At 49.0% G+C, this 26,166-nt stretch carries 29 protein-coding genes and 1 tRNA gene; 20 read left to right on the forward strand and 10 right to left on the reverse strand.

Annotation, left to right across the window (positions count from 1 at the left end; all coding sequences use genetic code 11):
• Positions 1-340: 340 nt before the first annotated feature.
• Positions 341-772, forward strand: a complete 432-nt coding sequence (locus NWE96_06970) for a hypothetical protein (protein ID MCW3983722.1) — start codon at positions 341-343, stop codon at positions 770-772.
• Between the two features lie 50 nt (positions 773-822).
• Here the strand turns inward: NWE96_06970 and NWE96_06975 are convergent, their stop codons facing one another.
• From NWE96_06975 to NWE96_06990, 4 genes are all read right to left on the reverse strand, one after another.
• Entirely contained in the window at positions 823-1,578 is a 756-nt protein-coding gene (locus tag NWE96_06975; protein ID MCW3983723.1) for a MarR family transcriptional regulator, read from the reverse strand.
• 340 nt (positions 1,579-1,918) lie between these two features.
• A complete protein-coding gene (locus tag NWE96_06980; protein MCW3983724.1) occupies positions 1,919-2,398 on the reverse strand; it encodes a hypothetical protein in 480 nt (159 codons plus the stop codon).
• A 495-nt stretch (positions 2,399-2,893) separates the two neighbouring features.
• Positions 2,894-3,727 carry a carbon-nitrogen hydrolase family protein gene (locus NWE96_06985; GenBank protein ID MCW3983725.1) on the reverse strand — a complete coding sequence of 278 codons (834 nt, stop codon included), beginning with the start codon at positions 3,725-3,727 and terminating at the stop codon, positions 2,894-2,896.
• Between the two features lie 10 nt (positions 3,728-3,737).
• A complete protein-coding gene (locus NWE96_06990; GenBank protein ID MCW3983726.1) occupies positions 3,738-4,580 on the reverse strand; it encodes an NAD+ synthase in 843 nt (280 codons plus the stop codon).
• A 101-nt stretch (positions 4,581-4,681) separates the two neighbouring features.
• Here NWE96_06990 and NWE96_06995 point away from each other — a divergent pair, with 101 nt between their 5' ends.
• From NWE96_06995 to NWE96_07010, 4 genes are all read left to right on the forward strand, one after another.
• On the forward strand, positions 4,682-4,948 hold the full coding sequence (locus NWE96_06995; protein MCW3983727.1) for a hypothetical protein: 267 nt from the start codon (positions 4,682-4,684) through the stop codon (positions 4,946-4,948).
• Positions 4,949-4,961: 13 nt separating this feature from the next.
• A complete protein-coding gene (locus tag NWE96_07000) occupies positions 4,962-5,711 on the forward strand; it encodes a geranylgeranylglyceryl/heptaprenylglyceryl phosphate synthase (protein ID MCW3983728.1) in 750 nt (249 codons plus the stop codon).
• A gap of 81 nt (positions 5,712-5,792) precedes the next feature.
• Positions 5,793-9,224, forward strand: coding sequence for a DNA polymerase II large subunit (locus tag NWE96_07005; protein MCW3983729.1), 3,432 nt, complete (start codon positions 5,793-5,795; stop codon positions 9,222-9,224).
• Positions 9,211-9,534: a helix-turn-helix domain-containing protein gene (locus tag NWE96_07010; protein ID MCW3983730.1), complete on the forward strand. Its 324-nt coding sequence runs from the start codon at positions 9,211-9,213 to the stop codon at positions 9,532-9,534. Before NWE96_07005 ends, NWE96_07010 begins: the two co-directional genes overlap by 14 nt.
• Here the strand turns inward: NWE96_07010 and NWE96_07015 are convergent.
• Both NWE96_07015 and NWE96_07020 read right to left on the reverse strand, forming a co-directional pair.
• A complete protein-coding gene (locus tag NWE96_07015; protein MCW3983731.1) occupies positions 9,531-9,818 on the reverse strand; it encodes a nucleotide pyrophosphohydrolase in 288 nt (95 codons plus the stop codon). The two genes, NWE96_07010 and NWE96_07015, sit on opposite strands and share 4 nt — an antisense overlap.
• A gap of 180 nt (positions 9,819-9,998) precedes the next feature.
• Positions 9,999-10,919, reverse strand: a complete 921-nt coding sequence (locus NWE96_07020) for a tRNA-dihydrouridine synthase (GenBank protein MCW3983732.1) — start codon at positions 10,917-10,919, stop codon at positions 9,999-10,001.
• A 234-nt stretch (positions 10,920-11,153) separates the two neighbouring features.
• Here NWE96_07020 and NWE96_07025 point away from each other — a divergent pair, with 234 nt between their 5' ends.
• The 10 genes from NWE96_07025 to NWE96_07070 all read left to right on the forward strand — a co-directional run bounded on the left by NWE96_07025 (position 11,154) and on the right by NWE96_07070 (position 18,639).
• On the forward strand, positions 11,154-11,594 hold the full coding sequence (locus NWE96_07025; protein MCW3983733.1) for a hypothetical protein: 441 nt from the start codon (positions 11,154-11,156) through the stop codon (positions 11,592-11,594).
• A gap of 126 nt (positions 11,595-11,720) precedes the next feature.
• Positions 11,721-12,188: a hypothetical protein gene (locus NWE96_07030; GenBank protein ID MCW3983734.1), complete on the forward strand. Its 468-nt coding sequence runs from the start codon at positions 11,721-11,723 to the stop codon at positions 12,186-12,188.
• The gene (locus tag NWE96_07035) at positions 12,112-13,560 is read left to right on the forward strand and encodes a terminase family protein (GenBank protein ID MCW3983735.1); all 1,449 of its coding nucleotides are present in this window, start codon (positions 12,112-12,114) and stop codon (positions 13,558-13,560) included. The genes NWE96_07030 and NWE96_07035 overlap by 77 nt, the downstream gene beginning before the upstream one ends.
• A 445-nt stretch (positions 13,561-14,005) precedes the next feature.
• Positions 14,006-14,770 (forward strand): hypothetical protein, encoded by a 765-nt coding sequence (locus NWE96_07040; GenBank protein ID MCW3983736.1) that lies wholly within the window; start codon positions 14,006-14,008, stop codon positions 14,768-14,770.
• Between the two features lie 75 nt (positions 14,771-14,845).
• On the forward strand, positions 14,846-15,049 hold the full coding sequence (locus NWE96_07045; protein MCW3983737.1) for a YegP family protein: 204 nt from the start codon (positions 14,846-14,848) through the stop codon (positions 15,047-15,049).
• A 337-nt stretch (positions 15,050-15,386) separates the two neighbouring features.
• On the forward strand, positions 15,387-16,400 hold the full coding sequence (locus NWE96_07050) for a 50S ribosomal protein L3 (protein MCW3983738.1): 1,014 nt from the start codon (positions 15,387-15,389) through the stop codon (positions 16,398-16,400).
• An 11-nt stretch (positions 16,401-16,411) separates the two neighbouring features.
• On the forward strand, positions 16,412-17,194 hold the full coding sequence (rpl4p, locus tag NWE96_07055) for a 50S ribosomal protein L4 (GenBank protein MCW3983739.1): 783 nt from the start codon (positions 16,412-16,414) through the stop codon (positions 17,192-17,194).
• Positions 17,194-17,454 (forward strand): 50S ribosomal protein L23, encoded by a 261-nt coding sequence (locus tag NWE96_07060; GenBank protein ID MCW3983740.1) that lies wholly within the window; start codon positions 17,194-17,196, stop codon positions 17,452-17,454. Before rpl4p ends, NWE96_07060 begins: the two co-directional genes overlap by 1 nt.
• 19 nt (positions 17,455-17,473) lie before the next feature.
• On the forward strand, positions 17,474-18,217 hold the full coding sequence (locus NWE96_07065; GenBank protein ID MCW3983741.1) for a 50S ribosomal protein L2: 744 nt from the start codon (positions 17,474-17,476) through the stop codon (positions 18,215-18,217).
• Positions 18,218-18,237: 20 nt separating this feature from the next.
• Positions 18,238-18,639 (forward strand): 30S ribosomal protein S19, encoded by a 402-nt coding sequence (locus NWE96_07070; protein MCW3983742.1) that lies wholly within the window; start codon positions 18,238-18,240, stop codon positions 18,637-18,639.
• Positions 18,640-18,941: 302 nt separating this feature from the next.
• Here the strand turns inward: NWE96_07070 and tmk are convergent, their stop codons facing one another.
• Entirely contained in the window at positions 18,942-19,553 is a 612-nt protein-coding gene (gene tmk / locus NWE96_07075; protein MCW3983743.1) for a dTMP kinase, read from the reverse strand.
• A gap of 80 nt (positions 19,554-19,633) precedes the next feature.
• Here tmk and NWE96_07080 point away from each other — a divergent pair, with 80 nt between their 5' ends.
• The 3 genes from NWE96_07080 (at position 19,634) to NWE96_07090 (ending at position 21,676) form a co-directional block, all read left to right on the forward strand.
• Positions 19,634-20,914, forward strand: a complete 1,281-nt coding sequence (locus tag NWE96_07080; GenBank protein ID MCW3983744.1) for an HD domain-containing protein — start codon at positions 19,634-19,636, stop codon at positions 20,912-20,914.
• A 78-nt stretch (positions 20,915-20,992) separates the two neighbouring features.
• The gene (locus NWE96_07085; GenBank protein MCW3983745.1) at positions 20,993-21,529 is read left to right on the forward strand and encodes a hypothetical protein; all 537 of its coding nucleotides are present in this window, start codon (positions 20,993-20,995) and stop codon (positions 21,527-21,529) included.
• A gap of 72 nt (positions 21,530-21,601) precedes the next feature.
• Positions 21,602-21,676, forward strand: a tRNA-Glu gene (locus NWE96_07090).
• A gap of 7 nt (positions 21,677-21,683) precedes the next feature.
• Here the strand turns inward: NWE96_07090 and NWE96_07095 are convergent.
• Both NWE96_07095 and NWE96_07100 read right to left on the reverse strand, forming a co-directional pair.
• Positions 21,684-21,872, reverse strand: a complete 189-nt coding sequence (locus NWE96_07095) for a C2H2-type zinc finger protein (protein ID MCW3983746.1) — start codon at positions 21,870-21,872, stop codon at positions 21,684-21,686.
• A gap of 92 nt (positions 21,873-21,964) precedes the next feature.
• On the reverse strand, positions 21,965-22,624 hold the full coding sequence (locus tag NWE96_07100; protein MCW3983747.1) for a DUF996 domain-containing protein: 660 nt from the start codon (positions 22,622-22,624) through the stop codon (positions 21,965-21,967).
• A gap of 147 nt (positions 22,625-22,771) precedes the next feature.
• On the opposite strand from NWE96_07100, the gene NWE96_07105 reads away from it, so the two are divergent.
• A complete protein-coding gene (locus NWE96_07105) occupies positions 22,772-24,304 on the forward strand; it encodes a carboxypeptidase M32 (GenBank protein ID MCW3983748.1) in 1,533 nt (510 codons plus the stop codon).
• Here NWE96_07105 and NWE96_07110 read toward each other — a convergent pair.
• Positions 24,292-24,510: a hypothetical protein gene (locus NWE96_07110; protein ID MCW3983749.1), complete on the reverse strand. Its 219-nt coding sequence runs from the start codon at positions 24,508-24,510 to the stop codon at positions 24,292-24,294. The two genes, NWE96_07105 and NWE96_07110, sit on opposite strands and share 13 nt — an antisense overlap.
• A gap of 192 nt (positions 24,511-24,702) precedes the next feature.
• On the opposite strand from NWE96_07110, the gene NWE96_07115 reads away from it, so the two are divergent.
• Complete coding sequence (locus NWE96_07115) at positions 24,703-26,142, forward strand: bifunctional 5,6,7,8-tetrahydromethanopterin hydro-lyase/3-hexulose-6-phosphate synthase (GenBank protein MCW3983750.1); 1,440 nt, start codon at positions 24,703-24,705, stop codon at positions 26,140-26,142.
• The last annotated feature ends 24 nt before the right edge of the window (positions 26,143-26,166 follow it).

Genomic DNA, 26,166 nt, shown 5'->3' on the forward strand with positions numbered 1-26,166 from the left:
AAGTTTGCTTTCACTTCACATTCACAAAACTGTGAATACATGTGAAATAGCACTAAATCTGCCGCTTTATCAGCCTCCGATTTTGCTAAATTAGCCTAATTCTGTCAGTTAACAGTGAAAAAGGCACCCCTTGACTTCTACTGGAAAACCAGAACCAAACCTTAAAGAAGCATTTTTAACAGATTAATTTATTTGTGAAGCTGGTTATTCCATAAAAAAGCAAAAAACAACCGATTTAACAAATTAAAGCTCTATTTCGGATTTTTTTGTTGACGTGTTTCACCATCACAGTTATAAGCTGTGAAGTGTAAAGCTTGTGAACAACCTATAGGTGTACAGTTTGCCGGCTCGCAAAATACGTGTAGAGCTCTTCGATAGCGATGGGAATCGATACACTATCGCTTTTGAGGGTCAAGTGACCCGCGATAAAGCTCTGCGGCTGCTTGATTTAGTCGAGTTGCTAGGTGGTGCACCTAATGAAGGACCAATTGCCGGCACAGCACAAACCATGCCTAACCGTGGGCTGTCACGTTTAGAGAAGGTACAGCTTGTTATCCAGAAAAATTTCCCCCTCATCTGGTTCTCTTCAAAAGATATTCAGTCGGTGTATGAGCAGGAACTTAAAGAACCCGTCAGCCTCAGCACCATATCCACTTACCTCTCTCGAATGGCCGCAAAAGGCATACTGCTCCGCACAGGAACCTCAAACAACCTCAAGTATAAAACCGCCCCAAACATCTCTCCAGCCATAAAACAACGCATCATAAAATAGACTTCACAACCCTTCACAATGAATCGAATTTGTGAAATCCTTGATTTTAGTCAGCTGGCTGCGGGGCCTTCAGCCTTCTGCAGCAGCGCTTCCATCTCCTTCTTGATGCTGTAGCGGAATGGAATCTTGCCTGCTTCACGCTCCAAGTACCCGTCCTCGTAGAGCTTCTTCATCAACCGCGCCGTGTGCTCCCTGCTGAGGTGAACCCGCTCTTTGATTTCTGGAGCGGTCTTGGGGCCTTCTTTTGAGAGCATCTCTAAGACTTGGATCTCCGTGTCTGTTAGGGCGGCGAGGGCTTTGTCGCGTTTGATGGGGATGGGTGGTAGCACAATTTCTTTGGCTTCGACTTGCACAGGCGGGGCGGCGGCTAGCTTCTGCATCTGCTCTTCAAAGGTGGCTATGCGGGTTTTGAGTGCTTCTTGGTTGGCTTCTATGTCTTTGAGTTTAGCTTCCAGCCCTGTGAGTCCAGATAGTATTGTGGTGCTGTTTTGGGTGGATTCGGATAGGTTTTGGTTGATTGTCGCCGAGAGGGCTTGGTAAGATTCGGCTAGCGATTCTACTTGGTATTGGAGGGGTTCGATTTTGTTTTCGACGCTTTCGGCTTTTCGGTAGCTGACATCTGCGGTGCTGTAGCTGCCTTCGACTTTGGATACCATGGTGTCGAACTTTGCTGATTGGCGTTTTAGTTCACGGTCAAAACTCAAAACGATGTCTTCGATGAAATCTTTGGCTTTTAGGTACTCTTTGTGTGCTAGGCGTATTTGTTTGATGTACTCATAGCCTGCTAATGCTGTGACGGCTATCAATATGCCTAAGATGGCTACGATTGTGAGGTCAACCGTGATGTGTTCTCTCCGTGATTTGCTTGTGACTCAACCGTGACATCCGTGATTTTTGCGGTTGCATCACACATCACAGTATTCTCCATGGACTTTTAAGGTTATCGGTGATGTAATCACATGCTAAATATGATATCACACATCACAGCTAATCACGGGAGCCAAAAATATCTGCTTGTCCATGGCTAAAAAAGCTGATATTTAGGCTTATTTTGTGAATTAAGGCATGAATATGGGCCTTATAGAATGGGTTATTTTACTTCCTCAAAAATGCAAAAAAGTGACGTAAAAAGTGTGATTTGTGACGTCACAAGGGCTCTGCAGAGGGGCTAGAAAGGCGTTTTAGGCTCGTTTCTAGCTCATTTCTGATGATTTCTATGACTTTTTGATGGTCTTTTAGTTCCTCTTCCTTGCTAGGTAGATCCTGGTGTGCTTCGACGTATTGGTGCAGTTTATTGGCTATTTCGAGGTACGGGTCGAGAGTTGTGCTCTCAAAAACACCCAAATATCCTAACAAAAGCACTGTATATATGGATCGAATGACGTTTTCGCGGGACTGTTTTAAAGTCCTATTAAAGCTTCCGCGACTTATTTTAGACCTTGTTAGGCGTAATGCGGCTTTATCGTCGTACTTTAACTGTTTGCCTGATAAATTTTCAGATAAAACGTCAATAAGTAGCGTTTCAAGTTGTGTTTTTGTTAATTGACTGTTTTTAGCCAGTATTTCTACAATGGGGTCGTTTAATGCCCCGTTTAACCATGCTGTTACTCCGTCTTTTAGCTTCAAACTGCTCGTTTCTCCCATATGCTGAATGGATACAGTTTTGTATACAAACTCTTGTTTTTATCCTTTCTCCGCCCCCAAAACCCAAACATGCCAACAAAAATATGGCTAAACCTGCCGTTATTTCCATAAAACGCTTGTTTATTAGCCAATAAACCAATTTAGCGCCTGATTTAGTACAGTTAACATAAAAAAGGATAAATCCTCGGTAATTTTTTCAGCCAAAACGCCTCAACTTTACACAAAAAATGCACTTTTGCAAACACCCCAAAACCACAAACCCGCCCCTTTTAACATCTCCAGCTAAATTAAAACACACTTTTCCAAGCTCAATCCACACTTTCCCACATCCAATCTCACGTGTGATACCCCACAAAAACCGTCGTGACATCACCCAATCACGCCTAAATCACCGTGATTTCACCCAAAATCACATGATATCACCACTCTGTGATGCACCTGTGATGTACCCTTCAAACATGCCGCTTACAGGCTAAATCAGATTTGCTCCGAAAGCTGCCTAAGCTTCTCAAACAACTCCGGCCGCAGATCCCGCAACGTGGGAATAAACGTTTCCGCCGTACGCAAATCGCCAAAATCTGCTTCACAGACTACAAAATCCTCCACATCGTACTTGGCTTTGGCTAAAACGTCACCTGTTGGGCTTACAAGGCGGCTGCCTCCCCAGAACTGCAAACCATCCTGCACCCCTGCAAGGTTAACGTAGGCGAGGTAGCAGGTGTTTTCGATTGCTCGGGCGGCTGTTAAGACTTCAAAGTAGCTCCTGCGAACCGCTGGTGAGGCAGAAATGCAAACTATCAACTGCGCCCCAATCAGTCTGGGCATGCGGAACACTTCGGGGAAGAAAACGTCGTAGCAAATCGTCAGCCCGATGTTGCCAATTTCTGTTTGGAAGGCGGCTGGCTCGTAGCCTGGACGAAAGTAACGTTTCTCTTCAAAAACGCTGTGAGTAGGCAGATACATCTTTCGGTACTTGCCAACGAAGCCTTTTGGGCCGACCAGCACCGCAGTGTTGTAAACAGTTGCTTGCGTCTTCTCGCTGAGTTCAGGCATCCCAAAAATGATGTGCATACCCGTCTTCTTAGCTAGCGCCTCAACCTGCTTTGTTGAGGGTCCAGGGATCGGTTCAGCTAGCTCGTACACCTGATCGAGAAGCACATACCCCGTGAGGCACATCTCGGGGAAAACCGCCAAATCCGCCCCCTGCCCTTTGGCTTTGAGGGTTAGCTCTTCTATCTTTTGGAGGTTGGCTGTTTTGTCTTCACGTTTGCTGCTGATTTGGCACAAAGCGAGTTTAAGTTTGTTTTTCATGGCTTGTCACTTAGTAGGTGTGTTTGGGGAGTCTGAAATCGTTTCCCACTGTGCGGAACCCCAGCTTAGGCGGCAGGGGCAAACGGCGTTTATGTTCGTTTGCTAGCCAGCGGGTTTTCACTCTTTCAACTATGGCTTGGTCGATGGCTAGCTGTTCGGCGATTTCCTGTGGAGTCATAAACCGCTCCAGCCCAAACAGGATTAGGTCGAGCGTTTCGTATTTGATTTCAAGTTCAGATTCGGCTAGCTGGTTTGGCCACAACGCAGGCGTGGACGGTTTTAGGGCTAACTCTTTTGGTATCCCCAGATGCAGGGCTAGCTTGCGCACTTGTGTTTTGTAGAGGTCGATTATTGGGGCTATGTCTGCTGCTGCGTCTCCCCATTTGGTGAAGTAGCCCATCATGGTTTCGGATTTGTCTGATGTGCCGCAGACGATGCGGGTTTGCTGGTTGGCGTAGTAGTAGAGAAAGATCATGCGGGTTCTGGCTTTGATGTTTCCCTTGTAGAGCCTGTCAGCGGGGTTGAATGTGGGGATGCCTTTGTAGATGCCGTCTAATGCTTGGGTCATGTCGCAGAGTTGGGTTTGGAGTTGGAACTGTTCTGCGATGGTGTTGGCGTCGTCGATGTCTTGTTGTTTGAAGGTTTCTTTCTCGGGCAAAAGCAACGCAAGAACGTTTTGGCCTCCGATGGCTTGGCTGCATAGGGCGGCGGTGGTTGCGCTGTCCACTCCTCCCGACAAGCCCAAGACGATGCCTTTGGCGCCCGCGTTGTCTACGTATTCTTTTATGAAGCGTACGATTCTTGTTTTTACTTCAGAGAAATCCATTTCCAGTGCAGCAGATGTTAGTTTCAACGGGTTTTTTCACGCAGCCTCTAAGTCAAATCTTTAGTAGGCAAGTATTTAAGGACAAGCATAAATAATAATGCAACACCAAAATACATGAAGGATTGCTTATGGGGCGAAGAAGGAAAAAAGTTGTTCACATTCCAAAGAAGAAGTTGCCGAAATTCTTCTCTTGCCCTAGATGCGGCAAAGAAACCGTCCGCGTAGAGATTTATCGAGAAGAAGGCGGGCGATCTGTTGCACAGTGCAGTAGCTGCGGGTTGAAAGAGGAATTCACCATCAAATCCGCGCAGGGCGAAGTGGATGTTTACTGCATGTTAACTGACCGTGTCTACGGTAACCAGAAACGAACTCCAGCAACAAAATCACTAGAGTAGCTGAAGGATTAGAATGGTTGGGCCAATTGAACGGTACTTGCTAGACAAGATCAAAGCCGATGGCTCAATTCATATGACGCTTATCGACCCCGAAAAGGTCACCGCCAAAGGAGCCGCCAAAGTCGCAGAGAGCTCCAAGAACAGCGGAACAGCCGCCATAATGATTGGGGGCTCAACGGTTGCTTCCCACCAGCACCTCGACGACGTGGTTGTTGCAATTAAGGCTGCGGTTGATATCCCAACTATCCTTTTTCCAGGCAACGTCAACGGCATAAGCAGCCACGCTGACGCCATATGGTTCATGTCCATGCTTAACTCAGCCGATCCCTACTTCCTCATGGGCGCCCAAATCCTAGGCGCACCCTACATCAAAAAATTCCAAATCGAACCTCTCTCCATGGGTTACGTCATCGTCGGAGACGGCGGCATGGCCGGCAAAGTCGGCAAAGCCATACCCGTGCCCTACAGCAACCCTGAGCTAGCCGTGGCGCATGCGTTGGCGGGACAGTACCTTGGTATGCGCTTCATTTACCTCGAAGGCGGCTCAGGCGCAGCAACCCCCGTGCCCCCTGAGATGATTCGTGCCGTCAAAAGTGCCATCAATGCAACCCTAATTGTTGGCGGGGGTATCAAAACCAAAGAGCAGGCGTTAGCTGCCACTTCGGCGGGTGCAGACATCATCGTCACAGGCAACATCACAGAATCAAGCGACGCTAACGAACGCATATCACAGATAATCAGCGCCATCAAACGCAAGCCCTAAGTTTTCTCTGAACGTTTCTGTTTTGTTTTCGAAAGCCCAAAATACCTATCAGTGTATAATGTTGGGCTGTGAGCGTCTGCTTTGAACATTAACAAGGGCATCAGCAACGGCTACCGAAACTACGTCGAAACCATGGAAGAGGAGCTTAAGCGTCTCTACCAGATAAGCGACCGCGCTAGATCGCTTGGCTTAGACCCCGAGCTCAAAACTGAATGCAAAATCGCCCAAGACATCGCGGACTTGGTGGAGGGCTTGGTTGGTCCGCCAGGCGTCGCCCAAAGCATCCGCGAGTTAAGCGCAAAGATGCCTCGAGAAGAAATCGCTTTCTATGCTGCTAAAGAAATCGCGCAGGGCAAATTCGCCCAAACTGACGAGGATCGGGAACCTGAAAAGCTAGCCGAGCAAGCCATTCGAACGGCGTTGGCGATTTTCACTGAAGGTTTAACTGCTGCCCCGATTCAGGGCATTGCGCAGGTGAAGATTAAGAAGAACGCGGATCAGAGTCGTTACTTGGCGATTTACTTCGCTGGGCCCATCCGCTCCGCTGGTGGCACCGATCAGGCCTTGACGTTGGTGGTCGGGGACTATGTCCGACGAGAACTGGGTTTAGATGTCTACAAACCGACTGAGGAAGAAATCTCCCGCTTTATCGAGGAACTTCGACTCTATGAGCGCTCGGTGGGGCGCTTCCAATACCACATACCTGATGAAGAACTCCGCAAAGCTCTCAACTTGGTTCCAGTCGAATGCACGGGTACCGAATCAGACCCTGTTGAGGTTTCCTCTTACCGCAACTTGGAACGCGTGGAAACGAATCGTGTGCGAGGCGGCGCCTTGCGTGTTATAAACGATGGTATCGTGGGGCGCGCTCAGAAAGTCTACGTCATCGTGGATAAGATTGGTTTTCATGAATGGGATTGGCTTAAAACTTTCAAGAAAAAATCCGAGAAAAAATCAGGCGGCTTCATGGACGACGTAATCGCGGGGCGACCCATCTTTGCGTTTCCCTCCACACGAGGCGGCTTCCGACTCCGATACGGCCGCTCACGTAACACAGGGCTCTCCGCTGTGGGCATCCATCCTGCGACGATGCTTGTGGTTGAAGGCTTCCTAGCTGCAGGCACCCAGATGCGCCTCGAGTTACCCGGCAAAGGTGGGGTCACTATGCCCGTGGACAGCATCGAAAAGCCTGTGGTACTGCTCAAGGATGGGTCAGTGGTTCGAGTTTCGTTGGAAAATTATCCTGACGTTAAGGGCAAAATTCAGAAAATCCTCTTCTTAGGCGACATGCTAATCGACTTCGGCGACTTCCTATACAGCAATAAAGCCTTGCCGCCGTCGGGGTATGTGGAGGAGTGGTGGAGCAAAGACCTCCAAAACGCAGTCCTCGAACGCTTCGAAGGCAACTTCTGCAAAGCAGCCGACGCCTCCAAGGTTCCCGCTGAAAAACTCGAAGCTTTCGTTAACAACCCTTTCCAATGCAAGCCCACAACAAAAGAAGCCATCACACTCAGCCAAACTTTAGGTGTACCGCTAGCGCCCAACTGTACCTTCTATTGGACTAACTTGCCTTCAGTGCAGGAAGTGGAGGCGCTACGCAAGTGGCTATCAACCTGCGAAGTCAGCGTCGAAGATGGGGTTGCCAAAAAAATCGTAGGCGACTGCAACGAGGACACCGTTAAAGCGTTGCGAAAAATCTTTGCACCCCACAAAAATCAAAACGGCAAAATCACCCTTTTAGGCGAGGACGCAGCCGCGTTAGCATTCACGTTGGGTTATGGCACTCCGAGGTTTACTGAACCTTTGCAAGCGCAGTCCGTGCTTGAGTTGCTAAGCATGCTTAGTGGTGTGCAAGTCAAGGATAAAGCGCCCACCTACGTCGGCGGACGCATGGGTAGACCCGAAAAAGCCAAACACCGCGAAATGAAACCCAACGTCCACGTCCTGTTTCCAGTCAGCTTGGCAGGCGGCAGCCACCGCGACCTTCTTGAAGCCGCTAAAAAGAACGCGGTTTTCGTGGAGATGGTGAAGCGCAAGTGCCCCAACTGCAAAACCTACACCCGCAAAATCCGTTGCGACACCTGCGGAGTCGCCACCGTGGCTGAGCAGTTTTGTCCCCGCTGTGGTCGAAGCCTCAAAGAGGGCTACTGTGGAACCTGCAGAGCCGAAGCCATAAAGTACCAGCGTCAACCCGTTAACTTTAAAGAACTCATCGACAATGCCTGTGCGACTTTGGGGTTGCCGCCGCCTAAGATGCTGCGGGGAGTTAAGGGCTTAACAAACGCCGACAAGACGCCTGAAATCGTCGAAAAAGGCATCCTGCGCGCCAAGTACGGCTTATCCGTTTACAAGGATGGCACCATACGCTTCGACGCAACCAACGCACCGCTCACTCACATAACCCCCGCCGAAATCGGTGTATCCATTGAGAAGATGCATCAGATGGGTTACCACGCCGACACCCACGGCCTCCCGCTGACTGACCCCAATCAGGTCTGCGAACTCAAAATCCAAGACGTCGTCATCCCTTGGAAAGCGGGAGAATACTTTGTGCAAATAGCCGCCTTCATCGACGACTTGCTTGTCCGCGTCTACAAACAGCAACCCTACTACAACGTTAAGAAAACAGAGGACTTGGTAGGGCATCTCATCTTTGGACTTGCACCGCACACATGTGCATGCATATTGGGCAGAATCGTCGGCTACACCGACCGCAACGTTATCTACGCGCACTCAGTTTGGCACTCTGCTAAACGCCGCGACTGTGACGGCGACGAAGACGCCATCATGCTTGCTCTTGACACACTCCTAAACTTTTCGCGGGTCTACTTGCCTGCGCAGATAGGCGGCATCATGGACGCCCCAATCCTACTCATACCCTTCTGCAACACCAAAGAAGTACAGCGCCAAGCCCACGACTTCGACGTAAGCAGCACATATCCGCTTGAATTCTACCACCAAACGCTTGTGAAAGGCGAGGCGCGAACGGTTAGCGCATTCATGGACACCATTAGCCACCGATTGGGCACTGACGGGCAATTCGAGGGCTTCCAATTCACCACGCCGTGCACTAACATCAACCTCGGCAACGCCAACAGCAGCTACAAAGAATTCAAATCCATGATAGACAAACTCCACATGCAACTCGAACTCGGAGAGAGAATCGACGCCGTAGACGCACGCCGCGTGGCGCTCAAAGTGCTCAACACCCATTTTATGCGTGACATCGCTGGCAACATGCGCGCTTTCTCTACGCAGGGGTTCCGCTGTAAAGCCTGTAACAAAAAATTCCGTCGCCTGCCTCTGAGTGGCAAGTGTTCCTGTGGTGGTGCTTTGACGTTGACGGTTTACCGCGGCGGCATCGAAAAATACCTGGTGGCGGCGCAGCAACTGGTCGACAAATACGGCTTACCCAACTACTATACGCAGCGCATGGACCTCATCAAAGAGGAGTTGGCGTTGATGTTTGATAACAAGAAGCCCAAGCAAGCCACGCTTTTTGACTTCAAGTAGCTTAAAGCTTTTCAAGGGCAACCACCCCATATCCTATCGGGGGCTCCACATCAAGCAAACCTGGCACCCCAACGCCTGTCTCAAAAACATCCGAAACGTCAAAAGCGGACTCTCTGCCCGAACCAAAATCCTAACCCTCCTAGACGCGGAACCCCACAGCGCCTCTAAACTTGCCAAACAATCCAACCTACACTACAATGTCGTCATGTACCATCTGCGTCTGCTAAAATCTGAGGGCACTGTGGAGCGCAGGGGCACCAACCGCTACATCTGGCTCAAAACAGGTTTGGGGCAGAAGCGTCTGGGCTAAAATGTGCAGGCGCAGGGCGAACTTTGGCATTTGGGGCATTTGTGGGGGTACTTGGCTAAGGCGGCTTTTTCGAGGTCGATGCCCATGATGTTGGCTAGCGATGCTAGCCAGGCGAGGACGTCGGCGAATTCTTTTTCGGTGGCTTCTCGGTCGCTGCCCTTAAGCTCAGCACCTAATTCTTCTACTTCATCGACTAGCCAGTTGAAGGTGCCTGTTTTGCCGCGTTGGCTGTCGCGTGTGTAGTAGAGTTGTTTCATCATTTCTTGGAATTCATGTATGTGCATAGGGTCTTCCTCCCTCTGTTGCGAAAGGTTGCTTTTGGGCGGTTATTAAGGTTTAGAAAAAGACTACCGCACCATTGTCCTTTAAATAAGGGAGGGGGCCTCTGCGCAGAGACGTCGCGTGATTGCATCTCTTACCGATAAGAATCCCATAAACCTCAAAGGAGGTGCTTTAGACCTCAACTACTCTAAGGCTCGAACGAAGTCTTCTACCGCGCCTATCGACCTTAACTCTTGAACTTTCCGCGTGTTCTGCTCTGTTTTGAAGTCTTTAAGCATCCAAAACACGTGTTCTCTGACTTCTTGAGCTGAACCCCGCCTTTCATACTCGCGGTATAACTCGATGAAACGCAGTATCTGCGCCTTTATGCCTCGATTGCCCATGGTTGCTTTTGTCGGGTCAAATATCCAAGGGCGGTCTCGGGCGCCTCTGCCAACCATAACCAAGTCGCATCCCGTTTTCTCCAAAAGGCTAAGACCATCCGCGTGCCTTTTTACGTCACCGTTAGCGATCACGGGTATGGCGAGTTTTTCTTTGATTTGCTTTATGCTGGTCCAGTTTACTTTCCCCGCGAGTTTCTGGTCAGCGGTTCGGCCATGGACGCAAAGAGCTGCTATACCTGCGCTTTCTAGGCTTTGGGCTACTTTGACGCCGATGATTTTCTGGTTCTCCACCCCGATACGCATCTTAACCGTAACTGGCTTCTCAGTAGCATCAACCATCCTTCGCACAATACGTTCCAGCCGCGTGGGGTCAGAGAGCAAGTAGGCGCCGTAGCCTTTTTCAAGAAACTCTTTTTCGCTACAACCCACGTTGAGGTCAACTATGTCGGCGAATTCTTCGACGAGTTTGACGCTTTCTGTTAGGGCGTTTTCGTCGTTGCCGATTAGCTGGACACTTACGGGGCGTTCGGCGTCTTGGATGTTTAGGATTTCTTTTATGTCGCTTCTGCTTCTGTCCCTCAAGAGGTCTGTGTCTATCATCTGAGTGTAGATTAAGCCCGCTTTGTTTTCTTTGCAGAGTAATCTAAACGCGGTGCAGTTTACGGCTGCCATGGGTGCAAGAACAAACCGCCCCTCTATGTTGACTGTTCCAATGTTCATACTGGTCTTCTTTTCAAGGAACTCTGCATAGTCATATAAGAGTAACGCAGTCTCGGGAAGATGTGGGCGATGTCAAACCGCGGAAAAGAGGTGGCCGTGGAACTGTGTTTGGGTGATGCTTCCGTATACTGCCCCTGTGGAGAAGCAAACGGGGTCATAAACTTGGCAGACAAGCGGTAGACAGAAAAACGCTATATAGTTAATCCGCTTAACTCTGTAGATAAGGGTGAAAAAATGAAAAAATCCCTAACCGCAGCAGTGGCAGTAATCGTAATCATAATCGTAGTTGCGGGTGTATACCTCGGATACAACACGATGGTTAACCAGCCTTCACCGACTCCCACACCCACCCCGACCCCTGAAGTCCCCACCCAACAAACCGCCAGAGACGCAGCCATGCAGCACATCGCAGCCAACCACACAGACATCGCATCCTTAACAGAGAACCTAACATGGGCAGGCGGAAGACAGGAAACTGGCCTTGTAGGCTCAGAAACCTACATCTACACAGCTGGGAACTGGAACGTAACAATCACCAACCCCGTTGTCGTAGACCCAACCTACACGATCAGCGCCGTGTACACTGACACCGCAAACCAAGTTACCATCGAATGGAAAGGCACCTACCAAAACGACGCCATAACCGAAACCGCCTTCAACTATATCGTCCCATAAACCTCCCCTCCCTTACTTTTTTTGACTTTGAATGTATTACTGAATAATGCTTTTACAATAATGCTTTTTGAATCGCAAAAATATTCTAAAGCAACCGTTACCTTTCAATCAGTAGAGGTCTTGATTATGACTAGAGGCTTACCTTGGACAGTTGAAGAAGAGGCCCAGCTCAAAAAACTCATAGAGGCCCAAACCCCCATAGACCTAATAGCCCAAACGCTCAGAAAAACCCCCACTGCAATCCTCATCAAATGCCAACGCCTCGGAATATTAGCGACCGCAGCCAATTACGTCACAAAAGCCGCCTTACCCTTGCCTGCAGAGCTGCCCAGCGTAGAGGAAACCCTCAAGAAACTAGCGGGTGCACTCGAAGCCGCCTCAGCCCCGGGCTTAAGTAAGGTGGAAGTCCAGCGCCTTCAAGTCGTCGCCACACTCGCCCGCGCCTACAAAGACATCCTATCAGATTACCTCAACTACCGGGAAGTCGAAGCCAAACTCAACGATATGGAGGCAAAATATGCCGCGCTCCTTGAAAGCAAGAACCATGCGCCCCAACCAGTTCCTTCCCCACTGGCAAAAACTCCAGAGCAGTGACCTGCTAGCCGAAGGGTTAGCACTGGAGAAAGCCGAAGAAATCAGCGCCAACCCAGTTGATTTCTGCAGGGAAATCTTGGGTTTCAAGCCCTATACCTACCAAGAAGAATTCATCAAACTATTTGTTGAGAACCAGTTTACTGCTGCACGGTGGAGTCGCCAGAGTGGCAAAAGCTTCATAGTCGCCGCCCTTCTACTCTGGTACGCAATCACTCATCCTGACAGTGCCATCGGCATCGTTGGTCCATCTTACCGCCAAACCAAACGAATTCTCTCACGAATAGGGTCACTCTCCCACAAGCTCCCCCGGCGACTAGTTTTTAGCCCTCAACGTACTCAAATACGCTTCACAAACGGCAGCATAATCGAAGCCTTCCCAAACAACCCCGAAACCATCCGCGGACCCACTCTTCACGTGGTGTACGCTGATGAATTCAACTTCGTTGCAAACGACCAAGAACTCTACGACGCCATTCTCTACACACTCGGCACAACAGACGGCAAATTCGTCTGCACCAGCACACCTTGGCACACCGACAGCGTCTTCTACAAAATGTTCACGCACAAAGACTTCGCTGACTACAAAACCAGCCACGTCACCGTCGAGCAGGCGACGGAACCGAACGGACCGTTAAAACCTGCTATAATCCAGAAAATCCGCACCCAAATGGGCGACGACCCCATTCGCTGGCGCAGAGAAATGGAAGCTGAATGGGCAGAAGATCAAGACGTATGGTTAACCCAAAGTCTGATCGCTAGCTGCATCGGCACAAAGGCAACATGCGGACATGACCTTCAAGAGTTTAACCCTGAATCTGAGCATCGAGGCGAATTCTTCGTTGGGCTGGATTTAGCGCAGACTCGCGACTACACCGCCCTCGCCATCGTGGAACGGGTGGATGGGCGGCTGTTTCTGCGTCACCTCAAACTCTTCCCCCAACCCACCATCTACGCAACCGTCCTAGGCTACCTAAAGACAGTACAGGACCGATGGCACGGCTTCGAAAAAATCCGAATAGACTTCACAAGGGAAGGCCCAAGCTTCATAGCCGACATGGAAAAGGCGGGCATACGCAACGCTGAAGGCGTAAACTTTAGCGTGCCCCGCAAAAGCGAAATGGCAAGCCTGCTCAAGCAGCGCATGGCAAACCAACAATTCTACTACCCCCTGCTGCATTGGGAACGCCCTTATCGGGGCGAAATCTGCACAGAACTAAACGTGGAACGCTACAGCCTACACAAAGACGGCACCATAGGCTACCACCACCCACAAGGTACACATGACGACGTATTCTGGGCAATAGCCTTAGCCATTTATGCAACGACAGAAATGGGGCCCGAACCGTTTTTCGCAGTAGTCCCAAGAGGGTAACTTAAATCCTTTCGATGTTCGATTTAGGTGTCTTCTTCCCTTAGCTTATCCAATTCCTTTTTCATTTCTTCAACAGTAGCGTATGGTGCCCCTGACCCAATCAGGTCGTCTTAAAGAGCTTTTTTGGGTTTATAGAGGATTCCTTCTGAGGTTTCAAGGACTGTCAAGTGTGTCCCTTCTTCTATTTTGAACTTTTTTCGAAGTCTTGCGGGAATCGTTATCATGCCTTTCTTTGATACTGCAACCTCAGACACCATATTTTATCACGCATTCTACTGTGCTATTTTTGGGCTTTTAAAAATAGCTATCATGCGGCTGATATGGTCTGAACACTTCTTTATTGTAATGTCGCGAGGGTAATCAGTTATTTACTTGAATAACCCATCGAAGTTATTAGCAATTCAGAGCCTATATTTACCAAGCCCTTCCTTAGGTTAGTGATTACATGTCACGTAAGCCGTCTGAAACGCCAATAATGCAACATACAAGCGCAATTATCAAAGGTTTAGCTGCAGAAGCTGAATCCCTAAGAAAACTTAACCATAAACCGCTTAAAGGTCAATTACGCGAACTTTTTATCACAAGATTACTTTCAAAATTCTTGACCATTCAATACGGTGTAGGTTCAGGAGTAATTATAAACCAATTAGGCGACCAAAGCCCTCAAACCGACATCATAATTTATGATCGAAGGATACTTCCACCGTTTATTGAAGAGCAAAAAATTGGTCTTTATCCTGCAGAGTGTGTTTTGGCAACAATTGAAATTAAGAGCAAAATAACCAATCAAATAATCCAAGAGTATGCAAAGACAGCTAAAGTCATTCATGAAAAAATATACGATCCATTATGCAGCCACTATCGTGATTATGATAAACTACGTCCTTTCTGCACAATATTTGGTTTTAATGGCAACTCAGTTTGTAAGGGAATGAATGAAGACCAAATTTATGATTGGATGGATAAAAATGCCAAGCCGCTATTTGGTGTTTGTGTCCTTAACAAATTTTCATGGCTGCACGTTTGCAGAAACAAAGGTGCATTAAGGTACGCAGACGAAAATAATGAAGAAACAAAAGCATTTCTTGCACCATTACTTGATAACATTCGAACGAAATCGCAGCAGCGGTATTCTAAGTATATGCTTAATCATATTGATTGGCTAGGCATTTATACGAGGCGACAAAGCTGGACAGATGGAGAATTCTAAGTTGCCAAAAATCTTCATAGCGTACCATTAACGGTAAATACTTCTTTTGAACAAATACCGCTCCGAAGTGAAAATATGGTACAATTTGAAATAAAGCAAAATTCGACAACAAAACAATTCTATTGGCATTTGAAAGCAGATAATGGAGAAATTATAGCCAATGGTGAAACATATGTTTCTAAACAAGCTTGTCTTAATTGTATCAATACACTAAGAAGAGTTGCAAGTTCAGCGCCTCTGGTAGATTATACAGATTCTTCTGTAAGCGTGAGAATCTAACAATCAACAGTAAACTGAATCCTTCTGCTTGTGGAAGTCGCCACAACCAGTCTGCAAATGCCGCTTAAGCCTGAACCAAAAATGCAGTCGTCTGCATAAGCGGCTGGAAGATGATGAAATAAGAGGGGTCCACACCATCTACCAAAATAGAAAAGTAGTCTTCAGTTGGATGGTAGTGTTGCAAACGATAGCTAACCACTACCGCAACTTTGCCCCGCTAGGACCCCATCAACTTGGCGAATTTGTTTTTCAGTCAGCTTCAGCGTGCTTTTGCGTTTTTAATGGCAACATTTATAACCCAATGTACTATTTGCTAAAGGCGCGAAGCGGATACTCTATGGGACATCGAAAACATCATGCTCCAAGACATGGTTCACTAGCTTATTTACCTAGGCACCGCGCTAAAAAACCACTAGCGCGAATTCGATACTGGCCTAAGATAAAGTCAGATTCACCTAGGCTTTTAGGATTCACCTCCTACAAAGCAGGCATGACCTACGTGTTTACTATCGAAGATAGGAAGCGTTCACCGAACTTTGGTAAAGAAGTCATGCGAGCAGCAACCATAATAGAAACGCCACCAATTCTTGTTTGTGGCATAAGAACTTACCAGAAAACACCATACGGACTCCACAACATAACTGAAGCGTGGATGAAAGAAGCACCAGCAAGCCTGGACCGATTGATGGTTTTACCTGACACCTTTGACACAGATGCCATGCTTCAAAAAATCCAAGACAATGTCGACCGAACCGACGTAGTTCGCGTCATAACGGCCACACAACCCACACAAACTAGCCTCTCCAAGAAGAAACCCGAAGCCTGTGAAATCCAAATCGGCGGCGGAACCATTCAGCAACAAATCGACTACGCCAAACAACTCCTCGGCAAAACCGTCACGCCAGAGGAAGTCTTCAAAGAAGGCCAATACATCGACATCGCAGGCGTAACCGTCGGCAAAGGCTTCCAAGGTCCAGTTAAACGTTGGGGCGTCACCTGCCTTCAACACAAAGGTCGCAAGACTAAACGCGGCATCGCCACGCTCGGTCCATGGAACCCCCACCACCTCATGTACAGCATTGCACGCGCAGGTCAAACAGGTTATCACCAACGCATCGAATTCAACAAACGTATCCTCAAAATCGGCAAAGACGGCAAAGAAGTCACAGTCAAAGGCGGCTTTGTACGTTACGGCGAAATCAACGGTCCCTACATGATAATCTCAGGAAGCATCCCTGGTGTCGAGAAACGCACCATTCGCCTCCGAGTACCCGCACGTCCACCCACCGAAGCACCTGAATCTGCACCACAAGTAACATATATCTCAGTGGAGTCTCCTCAAGGAAAATAGGTTGAATCGTTATGGCACAGAAAACCGCAGAAATCTTTGACTTACAGGGCAAAGCCACAGGCAAAATCACCCTGCCTGAGGTTTTTTCCACGCCCCTCAGACCAGACGTCATCAAACGTGCAGTCTTAGCCATCCAAAGCAACAGGCTCCAGCCACAAGGCAGAGACCCAATGGCTGGCAAGAAAACCACCGCTGAGTCCCGCGGAACAGGTAGCGCAACCGCAAGAGTTCCCCGCACAAAAGGCAGCGGTAGAGCAGCGTTTGCTCCAAGCACCGTGAAAGGCAGACAGCCTCACCCGCCCAAAGCGGAAAAAATCATCGTAAAGAACATCCCTAAAAAGGAAGCTAAACTCGCCTTGCAATCCGCCATCGCAGCCACAGCTGAGAAAGACGTGGTTGCAGCACGCGGACACAAAGTTGAAGGCGTTGTAGGTTTACCTTTAGTGGTTGATAACGCTTTTGAAGGTTTAACGAAAGCCAAAGAAGTCGAAGAAGCCTTCAGCAGCCTCGGATTCGACGCAGAATTAACCCGCGTCAAAGAAAGCCGCAACATCCGCGCAGGTAAAGGTAAACACCGAGGACGCAAAATGAAGCAAGCCGTCGGTCCACTCATTGTTGTCGTTGACGGAAAGAACCTTATGGCGGCTGCAAGCAACCTTCCAGGCGTAGAAGTAACCACCGTAACTAACCTTAACACTGAAATGCTTGCACCCGGCACGCACCCCGGCAGGTTGACAGTTTGGACTAACGGTGCAATCGAGAAACTATCCACTCTCTATGGAGAAAAGGCATAATGAAACCAGACGAAGTAATTAAGTATCCCCTTATGACGGAATCCGCCAGCGTGATGGTTGAAAAAGACAACAAGCTCCTCTTTGTTGTTAACATGAAAGCTGGCAAAGCAGACATTAAACGCGCAGTGGAAGTTATGTACGAAGTTAAAGTCCAAGATGTAAACGTGCTTATTACTCCACAGGGTGTAAAGAAAGCGTTCGTGAAGCTAAAACCTGAATACCTTGCTTCCGACGTCGCAATCAAACTAGGTATCCTCTAACACAAAGAAGGCTTGACTTATGGGAAAACGTATTCGTGTACAAAGAAGAGGGCGTGGCGGTCAAAACTTCCGCGCCTCAACGCATAAACGTGTTGCTCCAGCAAAGTATCCAGCTATTGCTCCAAAAGAATCCTTTGAAGCAGAACTCACCGGTGTCATTGTTGATTTAGTTCATGATCCAGGAAGAGGTTCTCCGCTTTCGCTGATTGAATTTGACAACGGCTTATCCATTTACAGCATCACTCCTGAAGGCGTTTTCACTGGACAAGAAATCGTCTACGGCGGTAAAGCTCCAGCTGAAATCGGCAACATCCTGCCCTTGGGCAAGATTCCTGAAGGAACCTTAGTCTGCAACCTTGAACTTCGCCCCGGAGACGGCGGCAAAATGGCCCGCAGCTCAGGCGCATACGCCACAGTAGTCGGTCACACTCCGCAAGGCACCATGATTCGTTTACCTTCAGGTAGAACCCGCTACATCGACGACTTCTGCTTAGCAACCGTCGGTGTAATCTCTGCTTCTGGACGCATCGAGAAACCGTTCCTCAAAGCAGGCGAAAAATATCACCTCATGAAAGCCAAAGGCCACAAGTATCCACGCACCAGCGGCCGCAAAATGGTTCCTGCAGTTCACCCATACGGTAGCAGCAAACGCAGCGCCCGCAGAACAACCACAACTTCGCACGGTGCACCTCCAGGACAGAAAGTCGGCTTGATTGCTGCTCGTGGTCCAGGTCAGAAGAAAAAACGTGCAATCAGGGGATAAATTAATAGGAGAAATGTTGTATGCCAAAAGAATTTAGCTACCGTGGACACAGCCTCGAAAGCCTTTCAGCTATGTCTATGGACGAATTCATTAATCTGCTTCCATCACGCCAACGTAGAAGCCTTCAGCGCGGTTTAACCGCTGAGCAACGTATACTGCTAGAGAAGCTTCGCACTGCTAAAGAAGCCAAAGGCGGCAAAGACAGCGGAATCAAAACCCACGTCCGCGACCTCATCGTGCTGCCCGAGATGGTTGGCGCAAAAATCAGCGTGCACAACGGCAAAGAATTCGTAGCCATCGACATAAAGCCTGAAATGATTGGCCACTACCTCGGCGAATTCGCCATAACCAACAAACCTGTTCGGCATGGCACGCCTGGTATCGGTGCATCACGGTCTTCGATGTATGTGCCGCTAAAGTAAACCGTTTTTTCTTCTCTTTTCTATTTTCTTGTTTTTGATACTGCAGAAAACCCTCTATGCACAACAACTACCGGCGGCTTGGGGTTTGGCGTCTGTTTCTGGTTTGGCTGTTTTTGGGGGTTGTTAGCTGGTTGTGGCAGCTTCCGCAGGCAGATCGACATGGGGGTTTTTGGCTAAGTCGACTCGATAAGGCTGAACCACAATTTCAACCTACAATTCACAAAACAAACAAGCAACATACAAACCACGCGACGTCTCAGCGTCTACCTCCCCTCCCTTATATAAAGAACAAACCAGTTTTGTTATGGGTTGAACTTTTGAGCTGTCCCAAGCAACTCCTTAACCTTAACATACAACTCTTCAGCCACGGCTTGTTTGTCTCTGTCACCGTCTACTCGAACCAACTCGCCTTTTTCGACGTATTTGAGGTAGACTTCGCGGACTTTCTGCTGCGTCTCAAGCGTCTCCATAACTGACCGCTTACGCTGCAGTCTTTCAATCACCTTCTCAGGCGGCACATCAATAAAGACGCAAAAATCAGGTTGCAGGGCTCTGGCGTTTATGGTTTTTATCCAGTCCAAACTCAACCCTGCACTCCCCTGATACGCCAGCGACGAGTAAACGTAGCGGTCGCAGATGACCAGTTTGCCTTGGTCTAGGGCGGGTTTGAGTTCGGTTTGCATGTGTTCGATGCGGTCGGCTGCGAAGAGGAGGGCTTCAGCTTCGGTTGGGAGACGAGTTTGCTCGTAGAGGCAGCATTCACGGATGAACGTGCCGATTTTGCCCCTGCTGGGTTCAGCTGTGAGCAAAACATCGTAGCTTTTAGAGAGCTTTTCTGCTATGAGTGTGGCTTGGGTGGTTTTTCCGCTGCCGTCTAAGCCTTCGATGACTATGAAAACGCCCTTCTTAACCATACACATCGACCCTGCGTTTTTTAGCGTTACACATTATAGGGAGCTACATAAATAATAACTCTATCAACGAGGCGACACTTGTGCCAAAAGCTTACTGGGGAGAAATCAAAGATCCAGTTCACGGCTACGTATACATAACCGAGCAAGAAAAGAAAATAATCGACACCTACCCCATGCAGCGACTGCGCAGGCTTCGCCAACTTGCAGGTTCCGAGTACGTTTACCCCGGAGCCAACCACACCCGCTTCGAACACAGCTTAGGCGTTATGTTTCTTTCAGGGCAGGTTCTGGTGAACCCCAACATTTCAAAAGTGGTCAGCGACGAGGAAGTGGATATGTGTCGCATCTCTGCGCTTCTGCACGACTGTGGACATGGCCCGTTCTCGCACGTCTTTGAGCACCTTTTAATCAAGGATTTGGAGAAAACCCACGAAGACATAACCTCGTGGATTATCGAGAAAAGCGAAGTCGCCGATCACCTCTCCAAGATGGGTTACAGCCCCAAGGAAGTTGGCGGGTTGGCGGTTGGTAAATTGCACAAAAAGAACCGCGCGTTCCTTGACCAAATCATCAGTAGCGCCGTAGACGTAGACAAGCAGGACTTTATCGTCCGAGACACCTACCACACAGGCGCCGAATACGGCTTCATAGATGTTTACCGCCTCATCCATGCCCTTGATTTGCTGGGGGAAAACTTGGCAGTCGAATTAGGCGCCCTCTCTGCGCTTGAAGCCTTCGTTATCGCCCGCATTGAATCCTTCAAAAGCATCTACTTCCATCGTGTCGGACGGGCAGCGCAGATTATGTTTGCCACAGCTATGGATAAAGCCAACAGTGAACTGGGCTTAACCGCCTTCAAAACCCCTGAAGAGTACCTTGCGTTGGATGATTATACGGTTTGGTCGGCGCTCAAGAAATGCAAGGCATCCAACAAAATCATAAGCGACCTAGAAAACAGGCGGATGCTCAAATGCGCTTATGAGCGGACGTTTTACGAGAAAGACGCCATGATCTCTAACCTGTTTGGGCAAGAGTCGTACCGTAACCAAGTCCGCGGGGAAATCGCTAAGGCGGCAGGCGTAGAATTCGACTCGGTTATAATCGACGTACCCACGGTGCCTTCAGTGCCCTATCACCACGCCGTTCTCATGGAATCCACAGAAATCCCCGTGTTCACTCGCAGCCCCGCAGGCGAAAAGAAACTCCAACGCTTAAGCGAAAGCTCCAAGATTTTCGAAACCCTCAAAGGCTTCATGAACATCCTGCGTGTCTACACTGACCAAGCCAACCGCGCCAAAGTTGAGAAAGCCACCGCGAAGGTTTTGGGCAAGATTCCTTCTTCTGCAAAAATCTCCTTTTAGCTCCCGTTATGCTGTTTCTTAAATACTAGTCCTTGCTTAGGACAATACAAACAGAGTTGTGTTGCGGAGCGAAAACAGATGTCTAACCAGCCCAGTCCAGATGACCGAAAGATAATCAGCGTCAAAATTAAGCGGAAACCCGACCCACCAGCTGAGGAACCTGTGCTGCTTTACTCTAAGCAGGAGATTCGCAGGTTTGTGTCGGAATTTGTTTCCTCATGGATAAGGGGCGACCTCATCATCCGTTTCCCAACCGCGGCTGAGTTGGCGAAAAAGACGCCTCTTAACATCGCTTTCCCAAATGACCCCTCCGTTAGCGCGGAACTTAAAATCAAAGAACACTATGTGGATTTGCTCTCCGTTGTGGCGGGGATTAAGCCTGCTTCGGCGGCTGAGCAGGAGAAAGCCATTGAAGAAGTCTTCAAGATGCTGCTTATGTTCCGAAGCGCCAACCGCATCGAAGGCAAAATACTCTCCAACGACCTCGAAAAGCGGATTGAGAAACTCGAAGAAACCACCAAAAACCAAGCTAAACTTGTGGACCAAATAACGGGCTTCCTCTTTACCCCCAAACCCAACGCTAAGAAAGGCAAACAGAAGAAGCTTGACAGCTAAAACGGTGCGTCTGGAAGGGTAAGGTTTATTCGAGGGAAATTGTATTCTGAGTGTGCTTTCGGACTAAGGTGCGCTCCGGTAGTATAGTCCGGCCAAGTATACCGGCCTTTCGAGTCGGTGACCCGGGTCCAAATCCCGGCCGGAGCACTACAACTTATACCAATTCTTCTACTGGCGCATGTGCTGTGAATAGGTGCATGTTCAGCTGTGTTGGGCTCCTGAAGGTTTTGCCGCAGACTTCGCACACTAACTCGCGGGGTAGGCGGTCGTAGATTTCTTGGCTGAAGGGAGGCTTAGAGGGTTGGTGGAAGGATTCCTCGCTTGAAGAAACAGTAGAACTCAAGTTTGGACACCTCAAGAAATAGCGGGGTTGCTTTGTTTTTAAAGTTGTGTGGTTGCGCGTTGGCAGCAACAAAAACGAAAAAAGGGAAGGGTTTAGGCTGGGGGTTGTTGTTTTCCGCAGTGGGGGCAGAAGGTTGCGTTTTGGTCGACTGGGGCGCCGCAGTAGGGGCAGTAGCGTGAAGCTGTGCTTGAACTGGATGGAGGCGGGTAACCGTACTGTTGCTGAGGTTGGGCGGGTGCTAATTTCATTGAGAAGAAGGCGAGTGCAGCGATTAACCATGCAATCCAAATAAGTACCAAACCTACGAGGATTAAGGTTAGGATTGCACCCCAAAACAGCAGGGTTCCTGCGGTTCGGAAGTTGCTTTCACCTGAACGTTCCGCTAAGGTGTTGAATGCTTTTCTAAAGTTCATCGCCATAAGCAGGTAGAATATGAATGCAATGATCAGTAACACGATGAAGAAGATTATGCCGCCGATTAATGCAAAGGCACCAAGCACTGGAGTGGTGATTAGTCCGCCTAGTAAGTTTAGCAGGGAAAACGCGGAGACAGCGATTATGCCGATGACGCCGAAGATTACGCCTTTGAGTGCGCTTCGGTAGATGCTTTCGTCGCGGTAGTATTCGGATAAGCCTTTCATGCCGATTAAGAGGAGAATTATACCGATTATTCCTAGAGCTGGAACGAAGCTAAGGAACAGCAGTAGGGCACCGATTGCAGCTAACGTTTTGTTTGACTCAACATTGCTCAAATTTAGAATCCTCAACTGATGGCTATGTTTCGAAAAATAAAAGCTTTTGCAGCCAGACACCGCTAACTATATTCAATGAAGATTTGACGGCTTAGCTCAACAGTAAAATAGATGCCCAACATTGAAACTTCCAGGAGCACAACCAAAATGTCAGATACAACTCAATCGGCTTACAGGGAACTTTTAAGCAAATACAAAGATGCCATGGTCCTCTCCACCGCCCAAGGCGTTCTGCACTGGGACATGGAAACCATGATGCCGCCCAAAGCCGTTGAGCAACGCAGCGAACAACTCGCCCTGATGAGTCGCTTGCACCACAAACTAAGCACCGATCCCCAAATCCAAACCCTTCTAACCTCGATACAAGCCAGCCCACAGTACCCGCGAATGGGGCAGGTGGAGAAGCGTAACCTCTACCTCATCGAAAAAAGTTACCGTGAACAGACGGCTTTGCCTGAAAAGCTGGTGGGGGAACTGGCCATGCAGGAAGCCATAACCGTGAATGCTTGGAAGAAGGCCAAAGCCAAAAAAGACTTCGCGCTCTACAAAGCTGACCTCAAAAAACTCTTCGAACTCAGCAAGCAAGCCGCGGAAATCCTCATGAAGGTCAAGGAGACTAAGACGCCGTATGAGGCGTTGATTGACAATTTTGAGCCTAAAATGTCCGCCCAAGCCATCAGCACCACTTTTAGGGAGCTTTTGGCGGGTTTGAAGCCGCTTATCGCCAAAATCGAGGCTTGCCAGACTAAGCCTTCCTCCCAAGTTACCTCGCAGCCTGTGCCTGTGGAGTCGCAGCGGGTTATCGCTCAACTCATAACCCAAACACTCGGCTACGACACTGCTTCAGCTATGGCATGTGGTAGAGTAGACGAAACCGAGCACCCTTTCACTTCAGGCTGCTACGACGACGTCCGCATAACCACCCACTACCACCTAAATAACTACACCAGCTCCATCTTTTCTGTTCTCCACGAAACAGGACACGCCATATACGAACACAACATTAACCCTGAATGGAAGTATCAGCCCGTCGGGGCCCCCTGCTCTTATGGCATACACGAATCCCAATCACGTTTCTACGAGAACATCGTGGGGCGCTCCCGAGAGTTCTGGATGAGTTTTCTGCCGCAGGTGAAGGTGGCGGCTCCTGTTTTGGCGGGCGTGGGCTTAGACGAGTTTGTTAGAGCAGTTAACAGGGTGGAACGCTCCAAGATACGCATCGAAGCCGACGAAGTCACCTACAGCATCCACATTATCATCCGCTTCGAGTTGGAGCGGGACCTCTTCGCAGGCAAAATCGACATCGACGAGTTGCCTTCTGCTTGGAACCAGAAATACCGCGATTACCTCGGCGTGGAAGTGAAAGACGACGCGGAAGGTGTGATGCAGGATACGCATTGGGCCAGCGGTCTCTATGGATACTTCCCCAGCTACGCGTTGGGCAACATCTATGATGGTCAAATCGTCGCCGCAATAGAGCGGGCGCTACCAGAGTGGCGTACCCAGTTGTCGCAGGGGAATCTTGAAAACATAAACCGCTGGCTCAAAGACAACATCCACAGCCGAGGCGACCTCTACGACCCAGAAGAACTAATCAAACAAGCAACAGGAACCACACTGAACGCAAATGCATTCCTCGCCTACCTCAACGAAAAATACAGCGACCTCTATGAATTCTGAGTAACTTGAGGCGGTTGTGGGGTTTCAGTGGCGGGTTTCTTTTTGAGTTCTTTGTAAATATAGAGAACCAAATAGACTGCGACTGAACCGATGAAGAGGTATATGCCTGCGTAGCCGACGAGGGCGTTGTAGGTGTTGGCTCCGATTAAGAAAAGCACAAACCCAAAAATGAATAGACCCAGTAGCGACCAGTCAGTCCACGACATCAGTTTTCCCCGTTTGGTTGGAGCATTCAATGATGCCTTGGGGATATAAAGATTTACAGGGCAGCCGCCGCACCCACAGGAGGCTAAATCGGCAGTTTAGGCCTAAACTGTCCTTCGCCACCTTCAATCAGGCGTCGTTCATCCGACATTTTTATATAAGTAGCAGAGAAAACTCAAAATGAGGATACTCAAATGTCGGGAGTAGACGTTAAAAAACCAGAAAACCGCAACGAACTAATCAAAATAGTTACTGAGGCAGCAAAAAAAGAAGTCAGCGGCAAAGGTAAACCGACAAAACCGACAATCGTCGGATCCGCAAAAGAAATGGGCATTCACAGAGACACCCTTTACTCATGGCTAAAGGAGTTTAATGTCGATTTCAAAGAAATTATCGACAGAGTGCCGACAGTCAGTGACGACACAGACGAATACAGCGGCATCACCTACCTCATAGGGGAAGCTCTTGTCGGAGAAGGAAACGAAGTTGCCCACGTTGACCTTATGATAGGCGACAAAACAGGCCCAGTCGGTCAAGCATTCGCCAACGGCCTAACAACGCTCTCCGCTGGGCACACTCCGCTGTTGGCAGTTATCCGTCCTAATTTGCCGCCTAAACCCCACACGCTTATCGTTCCCAAAGTCACCGTTAAAGACATGGAGGATACTGGCAAAATCTTTGGTCCTGCCCAGGCAGCAGTCGCCAAAGCCATCGCGGATTCAGCTGAGGAAGGCGTAATCCCCACAAGTAAACTCGACGACTGGGTCATCGTTTGCAGCGTCTTTATCCACCCCCAAGCCACGGATTACCGCAAAATCTACCAATACAACTACGGCGCAACCAAGATGGCCCTGCGACGTGCGCTCACGAAGTACCCGTCACTAGACAAAATAAACTACGACAAAGACCGCGCCAAGCACCCAATCATGGGCTTCAAAGTTCCACGCCTATGGAGACCCCCCTACCTCCAAATCGCGCTTGATGCCCCCTCACTGGAAGGCGCCAAGAAAGTCATCGAAGCCTTGCCAGGCAGCGACAGAATAATCCTTGAAGTCGGTACACCGCTTATCAAACGCTACGGCACACGCGTCATCGGTGAACTCCGAGCTGTAGCTAAAGACAAATTCATAATCGCAGACCTCAAAACCCTTGACGTAGGGAAAGTTGAAGCAGACATCGCCTACGAGGACACCGCAGATGCTGTTGTCGCGGCAGGTTTAGCTCCTCCAGAAACCGTCGATGCAACAGTCCAGGAAGCCAAACGCTTAGGCATCTACGCTGTTGTAGATATGCTCAATGTGGACGACGTTTTAGCTAAATTGAAGTCACTTAAAGAGTTCCCAGACATCGTCATCTTACACCGAGGCATCGACCAAGAAACAGGCAGAAGCTGTGGTTTAGAACGCATACAAATCATCCGCAAAGCGTTCCCCAACAAGAAATTCTTAATCGCAGTCGCAGGCGGCATCGTTCCCGAAACAGCCAAAGAAGCACTCGAACTTGGCGCAGACATACTCATCGTCGGCAGATACGTTACACAGAGCAGAGATGTGGAGCGTGCAGTCCGAGAGTTCCTTGAATTGACACCTGCCATGCGTGAAGACATCGACCTCTACAGAGTCCACACAGAATAAACCAAAATTGACGAGTCAGAAGCT

Source organism: Candidatus Bathyarchaeota archaeon, from assembly GCA_026014685.1.
Lineage (GTDB): Archaea > Thermoproteota > Bathyarchaeia > Bathyarchaeales > Bathycorpusculaceae > Bathycorpusculum.